The 23051-nt window shown below is 68.3% G+C and carries 18 protein-coding genes and 1 pseudogene; 2 read left to right on the forward strand and 17 right to left on the reverse strand.

The window, feature by feature from the left end:
* Nucleotides 1-14 precede the first annotated feature (14 nt).
* The 11 genes from JQS43_RS17990 to truB all read right to left on the reverse strand — a co-directional run bounded on the left by JQS43_RS17990 (nucleotide 15) and on the right by truB (nucleotide 13102).
* The gene (locus tag JQS43_RS17990; protein ID WP_239675561.1) at nucleotides 15-1508 is read right to left on the reverse strand and encodes a hypothetical protein; all 1494 of its coding nucleotides are present in this window, start codon (nucleotides 1506-1508) and stop codon (nucleotides 15-17) included.
* A 99-nt stretch (nucleotides 1509-1607) separates the two neighbouring features.
* A complete protein-coding gene (locus tag JQS43_RS17995; protein WP_338037191.1) occupies nucleotides 1608-2702 on the reverse strand; it encodes an IS630 family transposase in 1095 nt (364 codons plus the stop codon).
* Between the two features lie 132 nt (nucleotides 2703-2834).
* Nucleotides 2835-4103 carry an MFS transporter gene (locus tag JQS43_RS18000; protein ID WP_239675562.1) on the reverse strand — a complete coding sequence of 423 codons (1269 nt, stop codon included), beginning with the start codon at nucleotides 4101-4103 and terminating at the stop codon, nucleotides 2835-2837.
* Between the two features lie 12 nt (nucleotides 4104-4115).
* Nucleotides 4116-4553, reverse strand: a complete 438-nt coding sequence (locus JQS43_RS18005; protein ID WP_239675563.1) for an HIT family protein — start codon at nucleotides 4551-4553, stop codon at nucleotides 4116-4118.
* A 77-nt stretch (nucleotides 4554-4630) separates the two neighbouring features.
* Entirely contained in the window at nucleotides 4631-5725 is a 1095-nt protein-coding gene (locus JQS43_RS18010) for an IS630 family transposase (RefSeq protein WP_338037191.1), read from the reverse strand.
* Between the two features lie 34 nt (nucleotides 5726-5759).
* Complete coding sequence (locus JQS43_RS18015; protein WP_239675564.1) at nucleotides 5760-6629, reverse strand: hypothetical protein; 870 nt, start codon at nucleotides 6627-6629, stop codon at nucleotides 5760-5762.
* Between the two features lie 228 nt (nucleotides 6630-6857).
* On the reverse strand, nucleotides 6858-8177 hold the full coding sequence (locus JQS43_RS18020) for a M16 family metallopeptidase (RefSeq protein WP_239675565.1): 1320 nt from the start codon (nucleotides 8175-8177) through the stop codon (nucleotides 6858-6860).
* 9 nt (nucleotides 8178-8186) lie between these two features.
* Nucleotides 8187-10595: a polyribonucleotide nucleotidyltransferase gene (locus tag JQS43_RS18025; protein WP_239675566.1), complete on the reverse strand. Its 2409-nt coding sequence runs from the start codon at nucleotides 10593-10595 to the stop codon at nucleotides 8187-8189.
* Between the two features lie 200 nt (nucleotides 10596-10795).
* Nucleotides 10796-11065 carry a 30S ribosomal protein S15 gene (gene rpsO, locus JQS43_RS18030; RefSeq protein ID WP_239675567.1) on the reverse strand — a complete coding sequence of 90 codons (270 nt, stop codon included), beginning with the start codon at nucleotides 11063-11065 and terminating at the stop codon, nucleotides 10796-10798.
* A gap of 143 nt (nucleotides 11066-11208) precedes the next feature.
* Complete coding sequence (locus tag JQS43_RS18035; protein ID WP_239675568.1) at nucleotides 11209-12141, reverse strand: bifunctional riboflavin kinase/FAD synthetase; 933 nt, start codon at nucleotides 12139-12141, stop codon at nucleotides 11209-11211.
* A gap of 58 nt (nucleotides 12142-12199) precedes the next feature.
* On the reverse strand, nucleotides 12200-13102 hold the full coding sequence (gene truB / locus JQS43_RS18040; protein WP_275580919.1) for a tRNA pseudouridine(55) synthase TruB: 903 nt from the start codon (nucleotides 13100-13102) through the stop codon (nucleotides 12200-12202).
* A gap of 119 nt (nucleotides 13103-13221) precedes the next feature.
* On the opposite strand from truB, the gene JQS43_RS18045 reads away from it, so the two are divergent.
* Together JQS43_RS18045 and JQS43_RS18050 are read left to right on the forward strand one after the other, a co-directional pair.
* Entirely contained in the window at nucleotides 13222-14406 is a 1185-nt protein-coding gene (locus JQS43_RS18045) for an acyltransferase family protein (protein ID WP_239675569.1), read from the forward strand.
* A gap of 26 nt (nucleotides 14407-14432) precedes the next feature.
* A complete protein-coding gene (locus tag JQS43_RS18050; protein WP_239675570.1) occupies nucleotides 14433-15602 on the forward strand; it encodes a hypothetical protein in 1170 nt (389 codons plus the stop codon).
* Between the two features lie 15 nt (nucleotides 15603-15617).
* Here JQS43_RS18050 and JQS43_RS18055 read toward each other — a convergent pair whose 3' ends face one another.
* From JQS43_RS18055 to infB, 6 genes and pseudogenes are all read right to left on the reverse strand, one after another.
* Nucleotides 15618-16754 (reverse strand): hypothetical protein, encoded by a 1137-nt coding sequence (locus JQS43_RS18055; protein ID WP_239675571.1) that lies wholly within the window; start codon nucleotides 16752-16754, stop codon nucleotides 15618-15620.
* Nucleotides 16755-17464: 710 nt separating this feature from the next.
* Nucleotides 17465-18514 carry a DHH family phosphoesterase gene (locus JQS43_RS18060; protein ID WP_239675572.1) on the reverse strand — a complete coding sequence of 350 codons (1050 nt, stop codon included), beginning with the start codon at nucleotides 18512-18514 and terminating at the stop codon, nucleotides 17465-17467.
* Nucleotides 18511-19008, reverse strand: a complete 498-nt coding sequence (rbfA, locus tag JQS43_RS18065) for a 30S ribosome-binding factor RbfA (RefSeq protein WP_239675573.1) — start codon at nucleotides 19006-19008, stop codon at nucleotides 18511-18513. The genes JQS43_RS18060 and rbfA overlap by 4 nt, the downstream gene beginning before the upstream one ends.
* Nucleotides 19009-19110: 102 nt before the next feature.
* Nucleotides 19111-19404: a DUF503 domain-containing protein gene (locus tag JQS43_RS18070; RefSeq protein WP_239675574.1), complete on the reverse strand. Its 294-nt coding sequence runs from the start codon at nucleotides 19402-19404 to the stop codon at nucleotides 19111-19113.
* Between the two features lie 57 nt (nucleotides 19405-19461).
* Nucleotides 19462-20553, reverse strand: coding sequence for a TRM11 family SAM-dependent methyltransferase (locus JQS43_RS18075; RefSeq protein ID WP_338037127.1), 1092 nt, complete (start codon nucleotides 20551-20553; stop codon nucleotides 19462-19464).
* An 87-nt stretch (nucleotides 20554-20640) separates the two neighbouring features.
* A pseudogene (gene infB, locus JQS43_RS18080) lies at nucleotides 20641-22971 on the reverse strand (translation initiation factor IF-2); the annotation flags it as partial.
* Nucleotides 22972-23051 lie beyond the last annotated feature (80 nt).

Here is a 23051-nt window from a genome sequence, read left to right on the forward strand (position 1 = left end):
AGGATCACGGAACACTAGCTCCTCATACTCGAGAATGCCGCTACGTATTCTTTGCCCGCCGCAGTAACGGCAGCACTGACCGCACGCCCTTCCTCGGTCTTGAGATACTCCTGCCAGGCTTCCCGCTCGGCCGACCCCCACTCATTACTGGGGATAGGCTCGCCGGTCTCTGGCACGAGCAGCTCTTGGGGAAGGTCCAATGGCGCGTTTCGCCTGATCGCCTCAGCCGCCAGCACCTCAGCGGTTACTTGGCTCCCACGCCGCACTTCCACGAACCGCCGCTCCAGCTCCGCCTCAGACATCTCCCGCTCACTCTCGAATGACCCCTCGGGGTTCAGTACGAGCGCAGCAGCCAACCCCGCAGCCCGAAGTCCTGGGTGTGGGGCAAGGAGGAGGACTTCGCTCATCGCGCGTTCGCTCATCAACCTCGCCTCCACTAACGCCAGTCGCTCCTCCAGTTCGAGACGCTCATTATCCAGGAGACCATTGTCAAGCGCGCCGATCACCTCACCGGATCTATGCGCGAGTTCGTCCACCCGGCTGAGGCGAGATTCGAGGGTGGATGTCGCGTCATCCTCACCAGCAAGGTAATACTCATACATGTCGAACGTGTATTCGTACTGTGCGGCTCTCACTGTGTGTTGCGCCACCTCATCTCGGCCAAGATCCTTCAGGAGGAGTTCAAGGTCGGTCTTATGGCGCGTGATGATCTCCTGCCGGGCCTCGACCGGATAGGTGGCATCAATGCCCCAAGCTCCGGCAGTTCCCGGCTCGTCCACAAAGACATTCTCATTTACGTCTTCGATGTAGGTGGCGATGATGGCCGCGACCGGCTCTCTGATTGCCGAGGGCATCAGGTCACCGCCCGGCCTCGGGTCGACGGCGTTTAGCCCATAGACGATCTGCTCAGCAATCAGGACGGCGCGTTCATCGGATGGGTCCCCGACAACGGAGGCCTCCAACATCCGACCCAGGGCGGCGTGGCCCGGGTTGTGCTCACTCCAGTCGTTGGCCCACCCACTCGGGTCACGCAACGCGAAGGGGTCGCCGAAGTCGGCGAACCACTCGCGCTCCGTGAGCAGGTGTTGCAGCCGCGGTAGGCGCTGCTCGTAGATTTCGTTACCGTCCCGATCGAGGATTGGGTTCCCCTCGTCGTCGGTGAGCAAGGCGAACGCGTCTCCGCCTTCATAGGTTCCGGTCAGGACAGTCTTGGCAGCCTCGGGATTGCGTTCTAACGCACTCATGAGCCCGTGCATCGGGTCGAAGCCGGCGATCGCTTGCGGATCGTCCCACTCACCGCTCCAGTCCAGCCGGACCCAGTGATTGGTGTCGGTGCCCAGGAACGGATCGAGCCCGGCGAGGTCGTGGATGCTGGTCCAGACCCCGCTGCCGCCATGCGCCATCTCGAACTCGATCATGTCACTGCCGATCCGGTCTAGGAAGTGCTGATCGTAGTCGCCGTGGTGCAGCAATGGACCCAGCAATTGGTAGCCGTAGACCTCCGGCACGCCGTTCGCCCACTCACCGCCCAATTCGAAGGTAGCTTTGCCTGCTTCCTGCAGCCCATCGATCCAGTCAGGGCCTAGTGTTCCGTGATCCTGTTTGCGTTACTTTGAGTTGTCCGCTACGAGTTGCTTGACGTTGGTCTCGGTCCAGCGGACCTTGGCGAGGATCTGGCCGGCGGTGGCGGTCCATACAAACGGCTTGGCGTCGGTGTTCCAGTGTTCGACGTAGGCGCGGATACGGGCGATCAGGGCGTTGACCGAGGTGAACGTGCCCCGCCGGATGGCCTGCCTGGTGATGAGCCCGAACCAGGTCTCGATCTGGTTGATCCAACTCGATCCGACCGGGGTGAAGTGCAGGGTGACGTTCGGGTTGCGCTCCAGCCATGCCTTCACCTCGGGGGTGGTGTGGGTGGACAGGTTGTCCAGCACGACGTGGATCTGCTTGCCAGCGTGCGGCTTGACCGCCTTGCGCAGGAACGCCAGGAACGCCTCGCCGGTGCGGCGCGGGTAGCAGCCGGCGGTCACCTGCCCCGTGCCGACATCGAGTGCGGCGAACAGGTTCGTGGTGCCGTGCCGGACGTAGTCGTGGGTGCGTTTCTCGGTCAGCCCGAAGTCGATCGGCAGCATCGGCTGGGTACGGTCGAGCGCCTGGACCTGCGTCTTCTCGTCGATCGACAGGACGACCGCTCCGGCCGGCGGGTCCAGATACAGCCCGACCACGTCGGCGACCTTCTCGGCGAACCGTGGATCCTTCGACAGCTTGAACGTGCCCTGCAGGTGCGGCTTGAGGTCATGCTCACGCCACAGCCGGGCCACGTAGTGCCAGGACACCGGCACACCCTCAGTCCGCCTGATGTAGCCGGCCATCTGACGACTCGACCAGTGCGACAGCCCGGTTTCGGCCGGTGGACTGGTCCGGCTCAGCGCCAGGATCCGGGCACGCACCCGGGCGGGCACCTGTTGCCTGGGCCCGCCCCGCTTTTGCTCCTCCAGACCCGCCAGCCCTTCGGCCTCGTACCGACCCACCCAGCGATCCACAGTAGGCAGCGACACGCCAGCCAACGCCGCCACGTCCTTGCGCCTTCTTCCCTCGGCCATCCACAACACGATCCGAGCCCGGGTCGCGACCGCTCCGGACACGTCCCGGCTGTTGATCACAGCCCGAAGCTCGGCGGTCTGTTCCTGCGTCAACTCCACCCCACCAGCATCGACCACCGACATCACAACCGAGTCAACGACACATCAAGATAACGCTAACAGGATCACGAGACACTAGTAGGTACGCTGCTCACCAGCATCCGTACGCACGCGTCCACGATCTCCCCCAACTCAATCCATCTGAGCAGCAGGAGGTTCTCTTAACGTGCGAAGCTTTGAAAAGTAGATCGGAAATGCTGCTATGGCTACTCCGGTTGCTCCCAGCCACAGAGCAGCTCCGAGGCCAGCGTACTCTCCAATGAATCCCGCCAGCGCGGCCCCTCCGGAAAGCGACCCAACGATCAGCATCCTTGTACTGGCAGTGACACGACCCAGTAGACGATTTGGTGTTACGGTCTGACGCAGCGTGACCATAAGGACATTAGTCAATCCTACGCGATATCCCAGAATAAACCACGCCGAAGAGGCAACCAGGTGCATGAGGCCCGGAGACACGAAGGGGACAAGAAAGGCGGCCGGTCCGGCAATTCCGCCGACCATCCATAGCGCTCGGCCAAACCCAACGACATCAACCAATCGCCGAGCGGTCGCAGCTCCGGCCAGCCCTCCCGCACCTCCGGCTGCCAACAGAAACCCTAGTTCAACGCTACTTAAGCCATACTCGCGAAAGACGACTGGCATTATGATAATAAGCATATATGTCGCAAAGTTCAACAGAGTGCCCATAGCCACCATGACACGCAGATAGCTATTGGCTATTACGAAGGTGACCCCGTCTCTCACCTGCTGGAAAATGCTTTCCTTCTTCGCCGCTGATGGCCCGCGTCCATCTCCCCTAACTCTGAGCAACAGTAAGCCAGACGCCACGTGGCTAAAGGCTGTTAGGAGAACTGTCGCCGGTGCAGTTACTAGCTGAACCAAAGCACCACCCGCTGCCGGGCCAGTAACGCTTGCCCCCGCTTCCCAGCTAGCCAGTTTCGAGTTCGCAGACACTAAGAAACGTCGGTCAACCAGCTCAGGAAGGAAACTCTGGGCCGAGACGTCGAAGAGTACCGTTGCAACACCGAACACAAAGACAACTACCAGCATCCAGCTTATGGAAAGCCACCCGTACCACCCAGCCACTGCTATATAGAGCAATGCAGCGCCACGAGTAAACTCGGCGCCGATCATAAGACGGCGCCTGTGTAAGCGATCAGCCATCACCCCGGCCGGAAGGCTCATTATCAACGTGGAAACTGTCGCAGCTACCCCCACCAATCCAGCTTCTATGGGCGATGCCTGCAATGTGAGAACAGCCACAAGAGGTATTGCAATGTAACCGACCTGAGTGCCGGCCTTGCTAACCGCCCAAGCTAGAAAGTATATGCCGAATGGCCTATTTCTAAGAAGCGAGGCCGATGCCTCTCGGCCAACTCTATCATTCTGTTCTGTGTGCACTGAAGTGGATTCCTATTGGTTTGTCGCGCGAATCTGCTCAGCAATCTCACTTAGCTCGTCATCACTCGCAGGAGGGCCGTCATGAGAAGATACGTAGCCTTGGTAGGTGTCGAAGGTCGTTTTGACATTCGAATGAATCGGCCTCCAACGATCCTTAAGCTCCGCTGTTCCGTGTAGTGGAAATAGCTTTGCGTGCAAATGGTCGACTCCGTATCCCTCGTAGACTATTGCTGTCCGTGCTACATCGGGGAACGCCGTGTCGAGTAGCTGGGCTACCTCAACGGCGGCGAGTTGGAGCCCAGCGGACACTTCGGCGGGCGCTGTTGCCACGTAGCTGGTGTAGTGTTCGATTGGAATGACGACAGTTGCTCCTGGAGTGTTGGGATAGATGGAGAGAAAGGCCACGTAATTCGCGGAACGCCAAATCATCTTCGCCTGACGTTCACCCATCGCAATCTCGCAGAATATACAGCCATTCATAAGTTGACCCTGTCTCGGAATCCTAGTGTTCCGTGATCCTGTTTGCGTTACTTTGAGTTGTCCGCTACGAGTTGCTTGACGTTGGTCTCGGTCCAGCGGACCTTGGCGAGGATCTGGCCGGCGGTGGCGGTCCATACAAACGGCTTGGCGTCGGTGTTCCAGTGTTCGACGTAGGCGCGGATACGGGCGATCAGGGCGTTGACCGAGGTGAACGTGCCCCGCCGGATGGCCTGCCTGGTGATGAGCCCGAACCAGGTCTCGATCTGGTTGATCCAACTCGATCCGACCGGGGTGAAGTGCAGGGTGACGTTCGGGTTGCGCTCCAGCCATGCCTTCACCTCGGGGGTGGTGTGGGTGGACAGGTTGTCCAGCACGACGTGGATCTGCTTGCCAGCGTGCGGCTTGACCGCCTTGCGCAGGAACGCCAGGAACGCCTCGCCGGTGCGGCGCGGGTAGCAGCCGGCGGTCACCTGCCCCGTGCCGACATCGAGTGCGGCGAACAGGTTCGTGGTGCCGTGCCGGACGTAGTCGTGGGTGCGTTTCTCGGTCAGCCCGAAGTCGATCGGCAGCATCGGCTGGGTACGGTCGAGCGCCTGGACCTGCGTCTTCTCGTCGATCGACAGGACGACCGCTCCGGCCGGCGGGTCCAGATACAGCCCGACCACGTCGGCGACCTTCTCGGCGAACCGTGGATCCTTCGACAGCTTGAACGTGCCCTGCAGGTGCGGCTTGAGGTCATGCTCACGCCACAGCCGGGCCACGTAGTGCCAGGACACCGGCACACCCTCAGTCCGCCTGATGTAGCCGGCCATCTGACGACTCGACCAGTGCGACAGCCCGGTTTCGGCCGGTGGACTGGTCCGGCTCAGCGCCAGGATCCGGGCACGCACCCGGGCGGGCACCTGTTGCCTGGGCCCGCCCCGCTTTTGCTCCTCCAGACCCGCCAGCCCTTCGGCCTCGTACCGACCCACCCAGCGATCCACAGTAGGCAGCGACACGCCAGCCAACGCCGCCACGTCCTTGCGCCTTCTTCCCTCGGCCATCCACAACACGATCCGAGCCCGGGTCGCGACCGCTCCGGACACGTCCCGGCTGTTGATCACAGCCCGAAGCTCGGCGGTCTGTTCCTGCGTCAACTCCACCCCACCAGCATCGACCACCGACATCACAACCGAGTCAACGACACATCAAGATAACGCTAACAGGATCACGAGACACTAGTTCGTGCGGGCCGGGAGTGTAAGAACCGGCCTGGTCGTAGCTGCCTCGGTGAGTGGTAGCGGTGGCGAGCGCAACTCCGAGGCCCTCCTGAATCTTGGCCAGCGCAGTCTCCCACCGCTCCTGCTCAGCCGGGAGTTGCCGACCGTCCCGGGTCATGACCGACAGGTTTGCACGGATCTGCAGAAACTCAGCCGGGGTGAGAGTGCTGAGAAACGCTGCGAACGCTGGATCGTCCGCGTGATGCTCGAGCAGCTCCGCAAACTCCTCCACCTGCTCTATGGTGGGCACCTGGGTGGGGTCGGCAAGCGCCGCGGCCAGCTCCGCCGCGATCTCGGGTGCGACGATCGCGTCCCATCTGGCGGCGAAGAACCCCCACACCCCGGTCGCTGGAATCAGCCCCGCCTCGCGCGCCAGCTGCAGGTTCTCGGCGGTCGGGCCACGGCGCAGCATCGCGACCGCCTCATCTTCACCCTGGTCGATGTAGAGTTGATAATCCGAGCGCCACTCGAGCTGCAGCCGTTCCCGTTCCCGTTTCAATTCCATGGCGTGCGTGGCATTGTTGGGGTCGAACGGCACCCATGAGGGACCGGTCCGGACCATCCACGAGCCCGGTTCAGTCCCCGGCCACCGACCTTCCAGGTCGGCGACTCTCCTGTTGAACTCCTCGACCCTGCCTGCCCAGTAGCGGACCGCCAACGCCGCCCACATGAGCGCCTCGCTCGCTTCCTGGATTCGCCGTTTGAGTGGCAATGGCGCGGAGACCAGCTCGGCGGCGCCCATGCCCTCCCAATGGCGGTTGGCCGGGCCGAAGGCTCGATCGGTCATCTGCTCATGATCGGTCGCCTGTCCTGCGAGCCGTTCAAACGCCTGCGCGCGAGCTTCCAGCGCAGTCGAACTCGCAGGATGGCGCTCGATCGGTCCAATCTGCTCGCGAGAAGCCATCGCTGCCCCCACACCCAGCCGGCAGGCATCCCCAGCCAGCCCCCTCTATCCGTACTGGACTTCGATGGTAGACGATGGCGGCAAGTCCCGGGAGGGTGGCGCGGCCAGAACTCAGTGCGGGCCGATGGTGGCGACCGAGAAGTCGCCGGCGAGCAGCTGCTCGGCAAGCTCGTTCACCTCGGCCCGGGTGACACCGTCCACTCTGGCGAGGAGCTCGTCAACCGGCAGCGGCCGCTCGTAAAGCAGCTCCCCCTTGCCGAGCCGGCTCATCCGGCTGCCGGTGTCTTCCAGGTCGAGGACCACGCTGCCGGCGAGCATGCCTTTACCTCGGGCCAACTCCTCGGCGGTGATGCCGTGCCGGGCGGTCTGCGCGAGCTCCGCCCGCACCAGGTCGAGCACCTCGTCGACCTTGCCCGGCGCGCATCCGGCGTAGACACCGAAGGTGCCGCTGTCGGCGAGTAGCCCGGTGAAGGAGTAGATCGCGTACGCCAGGCCGCGCTCCTCCCGGATGCGTTGGAAGAGCCGGCTGGACATGCCGCCGCCGAGCACATTGTTCAGCACGCCGAGGGCGAACCTGCGCTCGTCGCTGCGGTGCATGGTGGGTCGGCCGAGTAGCAGGTGCGCCTGTTCGGTGTCCTTGTGCCGGGCAACGGTGCCGGGTTGCCCGACTGGCGGGCTCGGGTGGCTGGCCCGGACCGGCGCCGGGTTACTCGCGGCGCCGTCCAACACGGTGCCGGCCACCGCCTTGCGGACCAGCCGCACCACCTGCTGGTGGGAGAGGTTGCCGGCGGCCGCGACGACGATCGACGGGGCGAGGTAGCGGCGCCGGTAGAACCCTTGGATCTGCCGGCGGCTCATCGCCCCGATGGTCTCGGTGGTGCCGGCGATCCGGCGCCCGAGCGGAGTTTCACCGTAGAGCTGCTCGGTGAAAAGTTCGTGCACCTCTTCGCTGGGTTCGTCGTCGTGCATGGCGATCTCTTCGAGGATCACCCCACGCTCGGTCTCCACGTCCGGCGCGGCCAGCACCGAGTCGGTGATCAGGTCACAGATGACGTCGATCGCCAACGGCAGGTGCTTGTCGAGCACCCGCGCGTGGAAGCAGGTGTACTCCTTGGTGGTGAAGGCGTTGGTTTCGCCGCCCACCGCCTCGATCGCCGCCGAGATCTGCAGCGCGCTGCGGCGGCGGGTGCCCTTGAAGAGCAGGTGTTCGAGGAAGTGGGAGACCCCGGACAGGCGGGGCGTTTCGTCCCGGGAACCCACCGCCACCCACACCCCGAAGGCGACGCTGCGGGTGGCGGGGACCGCCTCGGTCAGGATCCGCAACCCGCTGGGCAACACGGTCCGGCAGATCGTGCCCCCGAGCGGGTCGTCGGTGAGGGTTTCGGTGCGCGCCGCCCGCCGGGGCGGTCGGCGCGCAGATGTGTCAGTCATCGGCGCGGGTCAGCGCCGGCGACGCCGCCGACGGCGCTCGCCGTCCTCGTCGCCGTCGCTGCCGCTGTCGCCGCCGCTGTCGCCGGTTTCGGCGGCGTCCCGCCGCGGGCCGCGGTCGCCGCTGTCTTTCTCGCCACGGCCACGGGGGCCACGGTCCGAATCGTCGCGCCCGGCGGGCCGCTCGCCGCCCGAACCGTTGCCGGCGGGGGCGGGCTGCCCGTTGCTCGCCGGCGCCTCGGTCGTCTCGGCGCCGACTTTGTCCAGGTAGATCTTGCCGCGGCCGTCGATGTCGGCGATCTGGACCTCGACCTTGTCGCCGACGTTGAGGAAGTCCTCGACCCGCTCTACCCGCTTACCTTCGCCGACCTTGGAGATGTGCAGCAGGCCGTCCCGGCCGGGCAGCAGCGAGATGAAGGCGCCGAAGGCGGCGGTCTTCACGACCGTGCCCAGGAACCGGTCGCCCACCTTCGGCAAGGTCGGGTTGGCGATGGCGTTGATCTGCTCGACCGCGGCGTCCGCGGAGGGCCCGTCGGTAGCCCCGACGTAGATGGTGCCGTCGTCCTCGATGGAGATGTCGGCGCCGGTCTCGTCCTGGATGGCGTTGATGGTCTGGCCCTTGGGCCCGATCACCATACCGATCTTGTCGACGGGAATCCGGACCGTGGTGACCCGCGGCGCGTAGTCCGACATCGGCGCCGGCTCGGCGATCGCGCCGGCCATGACGTCCAGGATGGTCAGCCGGGCGTCGTACGCCTGCGCCAGCGCGCTGGCGAGCACATCCGACGGGATCCCGTCGAGCTTGGTGTCGAGCTGCAACGCGGTCACGAACTCGCGGGTGCCGGCGACCTTGAAGTCCATGTCACCGAAGGCATCCTCGGCGCCGAGGATGTCGGTGAGGGTGACGTAGGCGGTCTTCCCGTCGACCTCATCCGAGATCAGCCCCATCGCGATGCCGGCGACCGGCGCCTTCAGCGGCACCCCAGCATGCATCAGCGCCATCGACGAGGCGCAGACCGAGCCCATCGAGGTGGAGCCGTTGGAGCCCATCGCCTCGGAGACCTGCCGGATCGCGTACGGGAACTCCTCCCGGCTGGGCAGCACCGGGATCACCGCCCGCTCTGCCAGCGCACCGTGGCCGATCTCCCGCCGCTTCGGCGAGCCGACCCGGCCCGTCTCCCCGGTCGAGTACGGCGGGAAGTTGTAGTGGTGCATGTAGCGCTTGGTGTTGTTGGGCGCGAGGGTGTCGATGGTCTGCTCCAGCCGGAGCATGTTGAGGGTGCTAACGCCGAGGATCTGGGTCTCGCCCCGCTCGAAGAGGGCCGAGCCGTGCACCCGCTGCGGCAGCACCCCGACCTCGGCGGTGAGCGGCCGGATGTCCCGCGGCCCACGGCCGTCGATGCGCACCTCGTCGCGCAGCACCCGGGCCCGGACCTCGGACTTGGTCAGCGACCGGAACGCCGCGCTGACCTCCTTTTCGCGCCCCTCGAACTGCTCGGCGAGAGCGGCGAGGGTCTCTTCCTTGAGTCGGTCGAGCGCCTCCTCGCGCTCGCTCTTGCCGGCGATCCGCAGCGCCTCCGCGAGCCGACCACGGGCCGCCGAGGCGACCGCCTCATAGACCTCGTCGCTGTAGTCGAGGAAGATCGGGAAGTCGCCGACCGGCTTGGCGGCGACCTCCGCCAGCTCGCTCTGGGCCCGGCACAGTTCGCGGATCGCGGGCTTGGCCGCCTCCAGGCCACCGGCGACGACCTCCTCGGTCGGCTTCGGCGCCCCGGCGGCGATCAGCCCGACCGAGTGCTCGGTCGCCTCGGCCTCCACCATCATGATCGCCACGTCGCCGTCGGGCAGCGTCCGCCCGGCCACCACGATGTCGAAGGTGGCGCGCTCCAGCTCCTCGCGGGTCGGGAACGCCACCCACTGCCCATCGATGTGGCCCATCCGGGTAGCGCCGATCGGCCCGGAGAACGGCGCCCCTGAGAGCTTGGTCGACATCGAGGCGCCGTTGATCGCGACCACGTCGTACGGGTGGGCGGGGTCGAGCGCCAGGATGGTGGCGACGACCTGCACCTCGTTACGCAGCCCGTGGGCGAAGCTCGGGCGCAGCGGCCGGTCGGTGAGCCGGCAGGTGAGGATCGCGTCCTCGCTGGGTCGGCCCTCCCGTCGGAAGAACGAGCCGGGGATCCGGCCCGCGGCGTACATCCGCTCTTCGACGTCGACAGTGAGCGGGAAGAAGTCAAGATGCTCTCGCGGCGACTTGCTTAGCGTGGTGGCGGAGAGCACCACCGTGTCGCCCAGGGTCACCGTGGCCGAGCCGCCGGCCTGCCGGGCGAGCCGCCCGGTCGAGAAGACGATCTCCCGGGTGCCGAAGGCGCCGTTGTCGATCACCGCCGTGGCGTGATGCGGGCTTAGTTTTTCATTCATTTGGTTCGAAGCTCCTTGCTCGTCGGGTCGACGACCGCGGAGCCGGGCGTCCGGTCTTCGATTGAAGCGCCCGGGAGTCGGCGGCGACGCCGCCGGCCCGGGAGCCACTACCGAGGACCGGTGCGCCGATCGGCTCCTCGTGGTCGCCCCACCCGTTCAGATATGAGTCGGGGAGCAGCCCCAGGCCGCTCCCCGTCTGGTCATCGCCGAAGTCCGAGCCGGTCGCGCAGGGTGCGGTACCGGCCGACGTCGACCTTCTGCAAGTATCCCATCAGCCGGCGGCGGCGGCCGACCAGCAGCAACAGGCCGCGGCGGCTGTGGTGGTCGTGCTTGTGGACCTTCAGATGCTCGGTGAGGTCCTTGATCCGTTCAGTGAGGACCGCGACCTGCACCTCCGGGGAACCAGTGTCCCCCTCGTGGGTCGCGTACTCCTGCATGATCTGCGTCTTCCTGGCTTGCTCGAGCGCCATGATCTCCCTGTCCTGTCGGGTGGTGGGGTCCGGGGCATGAGCCGTCCGGACCTGCGTGTCGCACCCGCGGCGTCGGGCAGGTGCGCACTGGTCGGCAACTACCGACGACCACCTACCCTACCAGTCCAGCCGGTCACGGCAGCTCACCGGCCGGCACCGAGCGCCTCCCGGGTGTGCACGACGTCCCGGTCGATCTGGGTCACCAGCGCCTCCGCCGACGGGTAGGTCCGCTGCTCCCGCAGGTGCGCCACGAAGTCCAGCGCCACCTGCTCGCCGTACAGGTCGCCGTCGAAATCGAGCAGGTACGCCTCCACCCGCCGGTCCCGACCGGCGAAGGTCGAGTTGGTGCCGATCGAGATCGCCGCCGGATAGTCGGCCCCCCGGTGCCGGCACCAGCCGGCATAGATGCCGTCGGCCGGCACCGCCGCGTACCGCCCGTGGAGCAGGTTGGCGGTGGGGAAGCCCAGCTCCCGACCGCGACCGTCGCCGCGGACCACCACCCCGCCCAGCCGGTGCGGCCGGCCCAGGGCGGCCGCCGCGGCCGCCACATCCCCACCAGCCACACACGCCCGGATGTACGTGGACGAAAAGACGGTGCCTTCGGCGCTGACCAGCGGCGCGCTGGTGACGCCGAACCCGAACCGGTGGCCGAGTTCGGTCAGCAACGCCACATCGCCGGCGGCCCGGTGTCCGAACCGGAAGTTCTCCCCGACCACGATCAGCGCCGCGTGCAGGTTCGCCACCAGGACATCGTGGACGAACACCTCCGGGGTGAGCCGCGAAAACTCCGGGGTGAACGGCACCACGCAGAGCCCGTCGACCCCCAGCGCCTCGATCAACTCGGCCTGTCGCGGCGGCTCGGTCAGCACCGGCGGGTGCGACCCGGGCCGCACCACCTCCGCGGGGTGCGGGTCGAAGGTCGTCACCACCGACTGCAGCCCCTGCTCCCGTGCCTGCTTCACCGCGTGCCCGATGATCTCCTGGTGGCCGCGGTGGACCCCATCGAAGACCCCGATCGTCACCACCGACCGTCCCCAGCCACCCGGCACCGCGTCGTACCCCCGCCACCGCTGCATCCGTGCTGCCTCCATCCAATCGCAGTGATCATCGTAGGCCGACGTTGCGCCGCAGCGCTCAGCCCGCCGGCGCCAACACCGCTTCCGGCCGGGCCTGCCCCTGCCGCTCGGCCACCAACGCCACCACCCGGCCCGCCGGGTCGAAGGCGGCGTACGGCCCAGCTTGCCCGATCGGGTCCAGGAAACCGCCGTGGGCCAGCACCCGCGCCTGCTCGGCGGTCAACTCCCGCACCGGGAAGGCCCGTCGCGCCGCGGCTGCCAGCGGCAACGTCACCACCGCCGGGGCCCGCTGCTCCAGCTGCTCCAGCGAGACCGCTTCGGCGAGTGAGAAGTCGCCGACGGCGGTCCGCCGCAGTGCGGTCAAGTGCCCACCCACCCCCAGCGCGGCGCCCAGGTCGCGGGCGATCGCCCGGACATACGTGCCGGAAGAACACGCCAACTCCACATCGAGATCGAGCAACTCCGGCGTGGGCCGCCGCACCGCCAACAGCGCCAGCTTCGACACCACCACGGTACGGGCGGCCAGCTCGACCTGCTCCCCGTCGCGTACCCGCTGATAGGCCCGCCGGCCCTGGACCTTCACCGCGCTTACCGCGCTGGGGACCTGGGCGATCTCACCGGTGAACCCGACCAGCTCGGCGCGGACCGCCGGCTCGGTCACCGCGCCGGCCGGCACCGTCGCAACCAGCTCTCCCTCGGCGTCATCGGTGACCGTCCGTTGCCCGAGCCGGATCGTCGCCGAATACTCCTTGCCGGCGCCGGTCAGGTAGCCGAGCAGCCGGGTCGCCCGGCCGACCCCGAGGACCAGCACGCCGGTGGCCATCGGATCCAGCGTCCCCGCGTGGCCGACCCGCTTCACCCGACCTAGCCGGCGCACCCGCGCGACCACGTCATGCGAGGTCATCCCCGCTGGCTTGGCCACCACCACCAGCCCGTCTGGGACCTGCTCGCGCTGCGTCACCGCCGTACCCGCCTCCTGTCCGCCGTATGGGCTACCGCCCGGGGCACGGTCGCCGTCCCCCGGTGCACCAATTAGGTTGGCATAGCGGGTCGTTGGTGGGGTCGGAGGGAGCGTTGACGGTGAACCCGGCGGATGCCTTGCGCGCGGCCAACCGCACTCTCGACGAGCTCGTGACCAACACCCCCGCCCGCCGCGAACGCTACGTCGACTTCCTGCGAGTCTTCGCGATCGGGGTGGTGGTGCTGTGGCACTGGGCGCTCTCCATCCACTACTGGTCGGAGGCGCAACACCGGTGGGTGATGCCCAACCCGATCCACGAGGTGCCCGGCGGGTGGGCAGCGACCTGGCTGCTGCAGATCGTCACCGTCTTCTTCGTGGTCGGCGGCTACGCCAACGGCGCCGCCTGGTGGGCAGCACAGCAGGGCGGCGCTGGGGTCGCCAGCTTCTACCGGGCCCGGTTCCAGCGGCTGCTGGTCCCGGTGGCGGTGTTCCTGGCGGTCTGGGCGGTCTTCGACCTCGCGCTGCTCCTGCTGGTGCCCGGCTACACCGGCGTGCTGAACTACGGCCAGATCCTGTTCACCCCGCTCTGGTTCATCGGCGCGTATCTGTGGGTGGTGCTGCTGGTCCCGGTCACCGCCACGCTCCACGAACGCCACAAGTGGCTCACGCTGTTCGGGCTCGCGGCCGTGATCGCCGCCGCCGACCTTGGCCGATTCGCCGCCGGCTGGTCCGAACTCGGCTGGGTGAACAGCGCCCTGGTCTGGGTCTTCGCCCATCAGCTGGGGTATTTCTTCCGGGACGGCACCTTGGACCGGCTCGGCCGGCTGGGGGCCGCCGGGCTGGTGGTGGCGGCGGTCGCGGCGCTGGTCGGACTGACCGAGCTCGCCGGCTACCCCCGATCCATGGTGGCCACGGTCGGCCAGGAGTACAGCAACATCCTGCCTACCACCCTGCCGATCGCGGTGGTGGCGGTATTGCAGGTCGGGGTGATGCTGCTGATCCGGGCACCGGTCAGCCGGTGGCTGCGGCGGCCCCGGGTGTGGAAGGTCGTCGTCGCAGCCAACGCGGTGATCCTGACGGTCTTCTTGTGGCACATGACCGCGTTGCTGGCGGGGTTGGCGACGCTGCGCGGGCTCGGGGTGCCGCTGCGGACCGAACCGACCCTGCAGTGGTGGCTCGAACGCCCACTCTGGGTCCTCGCCCCCGCGATCGTGCTGGTCATCCTGGTGGCGGTCTTCGGGTCGTTCGAGTGGGCGAGCGGTCGGTGGTTGCGCCGGGTTGGCAGAATGACTCGACGCGGATGACCCTCACCTAACCTTAAGGCCCTCAGATGACGCACGACCCGTACCGCCAACAGCCTGACCCGTGGCAGCAGCCGCCGCAGTTCCCCTCGTCCGGCCCGCCAGGCGGGCAGCAGCCGCCCGAGCCGCCGACGGTCCCGGTGCAGTATCCCCAGGGCGGGCCACCGCCCGGCAGCGCGCCACCGAGCGGCACCCCCTACGGTCAGCCGCCCGAAAGCGGCCCACCCGGCCCGTTCCCCCCGGCCGGGCCGGCGTCCGGTGGAGCTTTCGGGCCGCCGCCGAGCGGGTTCGGGCAGGGCACACCCGGCAGTTGGCCGCCACCGGCGGCCCCGACCCCACCCCGTCGGCGCACCGGCCTGATCATCGGCCTGGTCGCGGGCGGGCTCACCGCGCTGCTCTGCCTCGGTGGCCTGGGCCTGCTGGTGGTCGCCGCCGTGCTCGATGACGACTCGGAAACGGTGACCGCGCAGTCCCCGGAGCCGCAGGACCCGACCGGGCCGACCGAGGAGCCGACCGACCCGGACGCCGACCCGTTCGCGAACTCCCCCGCGGCCAACTTCGCAGTCGGCGACGCCGGGATCGAGCTACCCGCGCCCCGCTCGGTCGGCGACTTCAGCGAAGAAGCGGTCGAACAGACCCTCGACCTGGTTCAGGAGGCACTGATCGCCGCCCGGATCGACCCGCGGATGGTGGAGCAGCGCGACCCGGGCGGCCTCATCCAGCTGATGTCCGAGGACAACCGCGACCTGCTAGAGGACGACTTCGCCGGCGGCAACTTCGGCTACTTCGCCACCCAGATCGCCGACGGTGCGGTGTTGGCGGAGCCGGACCCCCGGGTCGAGGGCGAGGTCACCTTCGATGCCACCACCGACGACGACGGCATCCGGGTAATCGAGGTAGTCACCGCGTTCGTCTGGGCTTATGCGTTCGAGATCCCGAACGACGACCCGGAGCTGGACGGCATCGTGGTGATCCGCGACGAGGTGGTCTGGCAGGTGCCGCACGACGACGACGTCCGCGACTCATCCGCGGGTCTGTGGCTGTGGTCCGGCGAGGCGTACGCCTGGGGCATCGACTGTGACGCCTTCGACCAGAGTCTGATCGGCCCGCAGACCGAACAACACTTCGGCGTCGGTGGCCCCGGAGACGACGAGATCTACGACCCAGAGGGCTCGCTCGAGTTCGCCGACACCTGCTGAGCCAGCATCCGGCAGTCAGGCTCCGACCCACCGGTGCCGACCGGCGGGTCGGAGCCCACCCCCGGCACGACACTGGTAGGCGGTGACCACCCGGGGCACCGCCAACGGCAACACCCGCGCCTTCACCGGTGCCGACTCGCCCGGTTCGGGGCACCTCGGCGGGGGCGGCGCAGAGCCGATGAAGAAGCGGTAGATCTGCCGCCACGCGTCCGACCGGTGGATGAAGACCTCGCTGTGGGAAGAGACCCCGCCGATCCGCTCACCAGCCCGGTCGCCCAGCGCGTCACCGCTCTCGTCGAGGTAGTCGGGATTGCTCGGCAGCCGCCCGGTGGGCAGCGTGACCACACAGCGGAAGCTGTCCGGGCTGGGGCCATGCCCTAGCCCCGGCGGGGTCGGTAACCCCTGCACGAAGCTGATCAGATCCCCGGGCGCGGTCATGGAGTAGCGGGGGCGGGTCGGATCCGGGTAGTCGTACGGGTCACGGACGTGGCCCACCCCGGCGGAGGCGATATGCAGCACCGCGTCGGCCTCCAGACCGTACCGTTCGGCGGCGCCCACCACCGCGCCACCGAACGAGTGCCCGGCCACCAGCAGGCTCACGCCGTGGCCGGGCCCGAGCTGGTCGGAGATCTCCCGACGCAGGTCGTGTGAGAACCGTGCCAGCGCTTCGCCCAACGGCTCGTGATAGCGCGACATCGCACCGCGCAACCAGCCCTTGGGGTAGGTCCCGTCGGCCCAAACCACCAGCGCGAGCCGACCGTTGCTCTCCTCCACCAGGTGGCTGGCCCGTTGGTAATACTTGTCGAAATTGTGGTCCAGGATGTACGCGGTGCTGCCCGGCACCAGGATGCCTACGGTCTCGGTGTGCTCGCCGAACTCCCCGACCAGCTCCGCCCAGGAGCCACGGCCGAGGTTGGCGTCAGGGTCGAAGTGGAGCAGTTGCCGACCCTGGTCGAGGATCCGTTGGTAGGTGCGGGCCGGCTCGGCCGCGGCGTCCGACAACGCGCTCCGCACCCGGTCGAGGTTCGCCTCGATGCGAGCATCGAACGGCGCACCGGGCAGGACGGCGGCCGGCGAGACCGGAGTCACCGTTGGCAGGTCGAGCGAGGGGACCACTTGCGTCCCGGCGGTAATCAACAGGACCGCGGACAACGCGAGGACGCTTCGTAAACTTCCGGGTCCGGCTCGCGTTCCTCCACCAGGCAGCCGCACGTGAACCTCCCACCAATACCCACGCGCCTAGCCCCATTCTCCCATCCCGCGCCGACACTTCGCCGAATGCACAGCGGGGCCGCGTCGGGACACAGACGTCAGACGGCCGGGCCCCACACCGTGGGGGCCCGGCCGTCCGCGAAGGATCGGGTGATCGGCTGTTGCTACTGGCGAGTGTCGAGCGAGGTCTGCAGCGCGCGGCGGGCTTGCTCACGCGCCTCCTCGGCCGATTCTGACCGGGTCTTCTTCATGGCGTGTCCTCCCAGGGCTACCAGAAATCACGGCCGGCGATGCCGACGGATGTGGTGGGTCTGAGTCTTCGCCGGGGCGGCCCTCCGGGATCACCGGAGTGGTGCTCGACGTCGGCGAGGAGCCCGGGTCGGTAGACCCTGACGTGGGACCGTGGTTGATGGGGCACCGTCTGCGCTCCTGCCGGGTGGGCCAACGCCGAACTCCGCGGCGGGGTGTTGGCCTCTAGAAGCGAAACCCGCCGCGGCGACGAAGGAAGAGTACGGTGCGCATTGACGTCCAAGCTATCGTTAAGCTCGGCGCGACGCACGGCTTTCCCGAATCATGAGAGATCGGTGAGCTGGGTCACCCCCAAACGTGTGACCCAGCACGGGTAACCCAGCCTGGTTGGGCGCCGGCGGTCAGTCGCCCAGCGCCGCCACGATCGAGTCGACGACCTCTCGCAGCTCACCACGCCCCGTGAAGCCCGCGGCCAGCCGGTGACCGCCGCCGCCGAGCGCAACCGCGACCGCGCTGATGTCGCTGCCGCCCTTGCTGCGCATCGAAACCGCCCACTCCCGCTCCGCAAGCTGTTTAACCACACAGGAAACATCCGCCTCGGCGGTGCAGCGGACCGCGTCGATCAGCGGCTCCAGGACATACGGTTTCTGCCCGTGCTGGGCAAGGTCCGCCAGCGTCGCGTAGGTCCAGACCAGACCCCGACCGCCGGCCGCCGCCGGCTCCAACTGAGCACGCGACAGCACGTCGCCGTAGAGACGCACCGCGCCGTACGGTCGGGTGTCGAAGACCCGCCGCGCGATGTCGGCCGGGTCGATGCCGGTCGCCAACAACCGGGCCGCCAACTCATGCACCGCCGGGGTCGTCATGCTCGACTTGAACGACACCGTGTCGGTCGCCACCGCGACATAGAGGCACTCGGCGATCGCCCGGTCGAGCTCCACCCCGAGCCGACCCAACAGCTCGTCGGCGACCACCCCGGTGGCGGCAGCGGTCACGTCGACCAGGTGCACCGTGCCGAAACCCGTGTAAGAGGCGTGATGATCCAGCACCACGGTCACGCCGGCGGTATCGACCTGCCCGGCCACCTCCCCCAGCCGGGAGATGCTGGCGGCGTCGAAGCACATCATCAACTCCGGCGCCGGCTCGGCCTGCGCCGCCGGCACCAGCAGCTCCAGCCCCGGCATCGTGACGAACGGCTCCGGCACCTCCAGCGGCCCCGGGAAGGTCGCCTGCACCCGGCTGAACCCGAGCGCTCGGAGCCCCAGCCCCAGGGCGAGCATGCTGCCCAGGGCGTCGCCGTCTGGGTTCATGTGACAGGCGAGCAGGATGGAAGCGTCCGGCGCCAGCTTCTGCACCGCCGAGACCGCCGCCTCCCAATCCGCCGGGGCCACCGCCGCCGTCGTAAACAGATCAAGCTCGGCGGCGACGCCCCCCGGCGACTCGGGGGTCATCGCAGCTCCCCCGACTCCGGCACCGACGCGGTCGCGTCGTCACCCAACTCGGTGGCGTCAGCGCTGTCCTCGTCCTCGTCGTCGAGCCGGTAGGGCTGCGAGTCACCGGCGTAACGGGCGCCGGCGGCGCGCCGCTGCACCTCCGCGTCGGCCACCCGGGCCGCGTCAAGTAGCTCGTTGATGTGCTTGGCCTGCTCCGGCACCTCGTCCAAGATAAACGCCAACGTCGGCGAATGCCGCAGCCCCAACGCCTTACCGACGGTGCTGCGGAGCAGGCCGTTGGCGCTATCCAACGCCGCGGCGGTGGCGGCCCGGTCGGCGGTGTCCCCGAGCACGGTGTAGAAGACCGTCGCCTCTCGCAGATCCGGCGTGATCCGAGCATCGGTGATGGTGATCATCCCGAGGCGAGGGTCCTTGATCTGGGTACGCACCACCTGAGCCACCAGCTCCCGCACGCGTTCCGCATGCCGGCGCACCCGGGCCGGGTCCGTCATGTCCTCACCTCCGCTGGTCGGGCTCCGATCACCTGACGCTTCCGACCCTACCGGGCCGGGACCGTTGTGGCGTCTGGGTCATCCGCGGTTCCGCCCATCCGTTCAGTCGTCCTCGCCGTGCAGCCGGCGCCGAACCGCCAACAGCTCGAGTTCGGGACGCCCCGCTACCAACTGCTCGCAGCTGTCCAACACACTGTTGACGTGCCCGGGGTCCGCGGCCACCACCGCCACCCCCAGCTCCGCCCGTCCGTAGCGGTCCAGCGCACCGACCTCGGCGGCGGCGACCTCGAACCGACGCAGAGCCGCCACCACCGGGCGGACATAGGAACGCTTGACCTTCAACGAACGGGAGTCGCTGGGCAGAAGCACGTCGAAGACTGCCGTACCGGTATACACGACCCCACAGAGTACGACCTCGGCACGGCCCCACCGATACCGGTCGGGCCCGGGCGGTCACTCGTGCCCGGCCGGGCGGGGAGCCGAAGGCATGGTGGCGACCAGCAGATCCCGGGTGATGCCCTGGTCCACCCAGTGGTCGAACCCCTGGTAACCCGGGCTGTCGACCACCGACAGGTCGTGCCGGGTGAGTAGCTCGGCGATCTCCTCCCGGCTGGCCAGATGGGTATTGAAGGACAGCCCGAGCGCCCCACCGGGCCGCAGCAGCGCCACCCACCCCGGCAGCGCCGCGTCCAGCAACTCCTGCGGACGGCGGTCCCGCGCCGAGCGGCCAGCGGCCCGGCTGCCGTGCACCACGCCGTACGGTGCGTCGGTGACGATCACGTCGCAGGAGCGCCCCTTCAGAAACTCCCGGGCCCGTAGCGTGTCGGCGTGCACCACCGTCACCCGCTGATCCGCGCCGGCATCATGAGCGGCCTTGCTCGGGGCCACGCTAGCGGTCAACCGCCGTGCCACCCGCTGCCGTTCGTGCCGTACCGGATGGATCTCCACCCGGTGCTTGAGCCGCTTACGGCGCAACCAGGTACGCAGGAAGGCGGCGTAGGCGTCCACATGCGCGTTGTCGGCCTCGATCCCCACCGCGTCGTACCCGTATCGGAGCGCCTGGTTGAGGGTGGTGCCCCGGCCACACAACGGATCGCACACCACCAGCCGGGAGGACGGTTCCGGCCGCTCGCCACCGCGCAACTCGGCCGAGCGCTGGGAAGCGGCCACGGTCAGGTTCAGCAGCAGCCGGGTGAACTGCTCGTTGGTCTTGCCGGGGTACTTCAGAATCGTGAGCAGATCGTCGTCGTAGTAGGCGGTCGGGGTGAGCCGCACCGGCCGCAGCGACTCCGGCCCCTCCCACCCGAAGAGCACGTAGGCACCGGACAGATTGGAGACGAAACCCAGCTGGTCGTCGGTGAGCGGCGGCTCGGCGGTGAAGCCGAGATACTCCACGCCGGCCACCTCCTCCCGGGACACGTCCCGCAGACCAGCGTCGCGCAGGACGGTCTCACCGAACGCGGCCAGCTCCCGTTCGGCTAACCGCAGCGCCTCCCCGGCGTAGACCCGGTTACTCGACGGCGCGATCAATAGCAGATACCGCACGATGAACTCTCCTGGATCGGTGAGCGCGAGCGCAGAGCCCAGCCCGACCGCGGTCGGGCTGGGCTCTGCGCTGGCACGAACTGGCCGCTACGCGCGGGGTTTCTCCCGCAGCTCGTAGGTTTCGATCACGTCATCCACCCGGATGTCGTTGTACCGGCTGAGGGTCAACCCGCACTCGAAGCCTTCCCGGACTTCGGTGGCGTCGTCCTTCTCCCGCCGCAGCGAAGCGATCGAGAGATTCTCGGCCACCACCGAACCGTCGCGGACCAGCCGCGCCTTCGCGTTGCGGCGGATGATACCGGAGCGGACCATACACCCGGCGATGTTGCCGGCGCGGCTCGACCTGAAGATCGCGCGGATCTCCGCCGAGCCCAGGCTGACCTCTTCGTACTCCGGCCGCAGCATGCCCTTGAGGGCCGCCTCGACCTCTTCGATCGCCTGGTAGATCACGGTGTAATACCGGATCTCCACGCCTTCCCGGTCGGCCAACTGCTTCACCGTCGCGGTAGAGGTCCGCACGTTGAAGCCGATGATGATCGCCTCCGAGGCGCTGGCGAGCATGACATTGCTCTCGGTGATCGCACCGACCCCGCGGTCGATCACCTTCAGCTGGATCTCGTCCGGAATATCCAGCTTGAACAGCGCATCCTCCAGCGCCTCCACCGAACCGGAGACGTCGCCCTTGAGGATGAGGTTGAGGGTGCTCTTCTCGCCCTCCTTGATCTGCTCCATGAGCGTCTCAAGCGTCGCCCGACCCCGCGAGGTGGCCATCTGCGCGGCCCGCCGACGGGCCTGCCGCTGCTCGGCGATCTGCCGCACGGTCCGGTCGTCGTTGCCGGCGAGAATCGTGTCGCCGGCGCCCGGCACCGCGGTCAACCCCAGCACCAGCACCGGACGCGACGGCCCCGCCTCGGCGACCTGTCGGCCGTGCTCGTCGAGCATCGCCCGGACCCGACCATGCGCACCACCGGCCACGATCGAATCGCCAGCCCGCAGGGTGCCCTTCTGCACCAGCACGGTCGCGACCGCCCCCCGGCCCCGGTCCAGGTGCGCCTCGATCGCCACACCCTGGGCCGGCCCATCGGTCGGCGCGGTCATCTCCAGCGCGGCATCGGCGGTCAGCAGCACCGCCTCAAGCAGCTGGTCGATGCCGATCCCGGGCTTGGCGGCCACGTTGACGAACATGGTGTCGCCGCCGTAGTCCTCCGCGAGCAGGCCGTACTCGGTGAGCTGTTGGCGCACCCGCTCCGGGTTCGCCTCCGGCTTGTCGGTCTTGTTGACCGCGACCACGATCGGCACCTCGGCCGCCTTGGCGTGGTTGAGCGCCTCGACGGTCTGCGGCATCACCCCATCGTCGGCCGCGACCACCAGGATCACGATGTCGGTGACCTGGGCACCCCGGGCTCGCATCGCGGTGAACGCCTCATGACCTGGCGTGTCGATGAAGGTGATCGCCCGGTCCTGGCCATCATGCGCGACATGCGCCTGGTAGGCACCGATGTGCTGGGTAATCCCACCGGCCTCCCCGGCGACCACGTTGGAACGCCGGATCGCGTCCAACAGTTTGGTCTTACCGTGGTCGACGTGGCCCATCACGGTCACCACCGGTGGCCGGCTGACCAACCGGTCCGCGCTCACCTCGGCGTCGAGGTCGATGTTGAACTGCGCCAGCAGTTCGCGATCCTCGTCTTCCGGGCTGACGATCTGGACATCGAACCCGAGGTGCTCGCCGAGCAGCAGTAGCGTCTCGTCGGTACACGACTGGGTCGCGGTCACCATCTCGCCGAGGCCGAACAGCTCCTGCACCAGCGAACCCGGGTTGGCGTTGATCCGGTCCGCGAAGTCGGAGAGCGACGCCCCCCGCGGCAGCCGGACCGCCTGCCCGTTCCCGCGCGGCGCGCCCGAACCCATGGTCGGGGCGGTGAGGTTGTCGAACTCTTGCCGCCGCTGCTTGCGCGACTTACGACCCCGCTGCGGCCGACCGCCAGGCCGACCGAACGCGCCGGCCGCGCCGCCGCGACCACGGCCGCCACCGCCGGTGCGGCCACCGCCGGGTGGGCCGCCACGGTACGCCGGTGCGGTGCCGGTGCCGCCGCCACCGCCGCCGCCGGGACCGCCCCGGCCACCGCCAGCGCCGCCCGGACCGCCCGGGCCGCCACGACCGGCGCCCGGGCCACCCCGGCCACCGCCGCCAGCGCCACCGCCTGGACGCGGCCCGCCACCGCCACCACGACCGCCGGGGCCGCCGGAGCCCGGACCACCGCCGGGACGGGGCCGCTGGCTGGGCATGGATGCGGGTGAGGGCCGTGGCGGCATCGACGCCGGCGACGGCCGTGGCGGCATCGACGCCGGCGACGGCCGTGGACCGGCCGGTGTGATGCCGTACGGGTTGTTGCCGCCACTGCGACCGGGCTGCCGGGTGGGCTGCTCGGTGCCGGGGCCGGAGGCGGTGGGGCTGGTGCCGCTGCCGCCCTCCGGCGGCGTCTGCCGCCGCTGTT

This window comes from Natronosporangium hydrolyticum (assembly GCF_016925615.1).
GTDB lineage: Bacteria > Actinomycetota > Actinomycetes > Mycobacteriales > Micromonosporaceae > Natronosporangium > Natronosporangium hydrolyticum.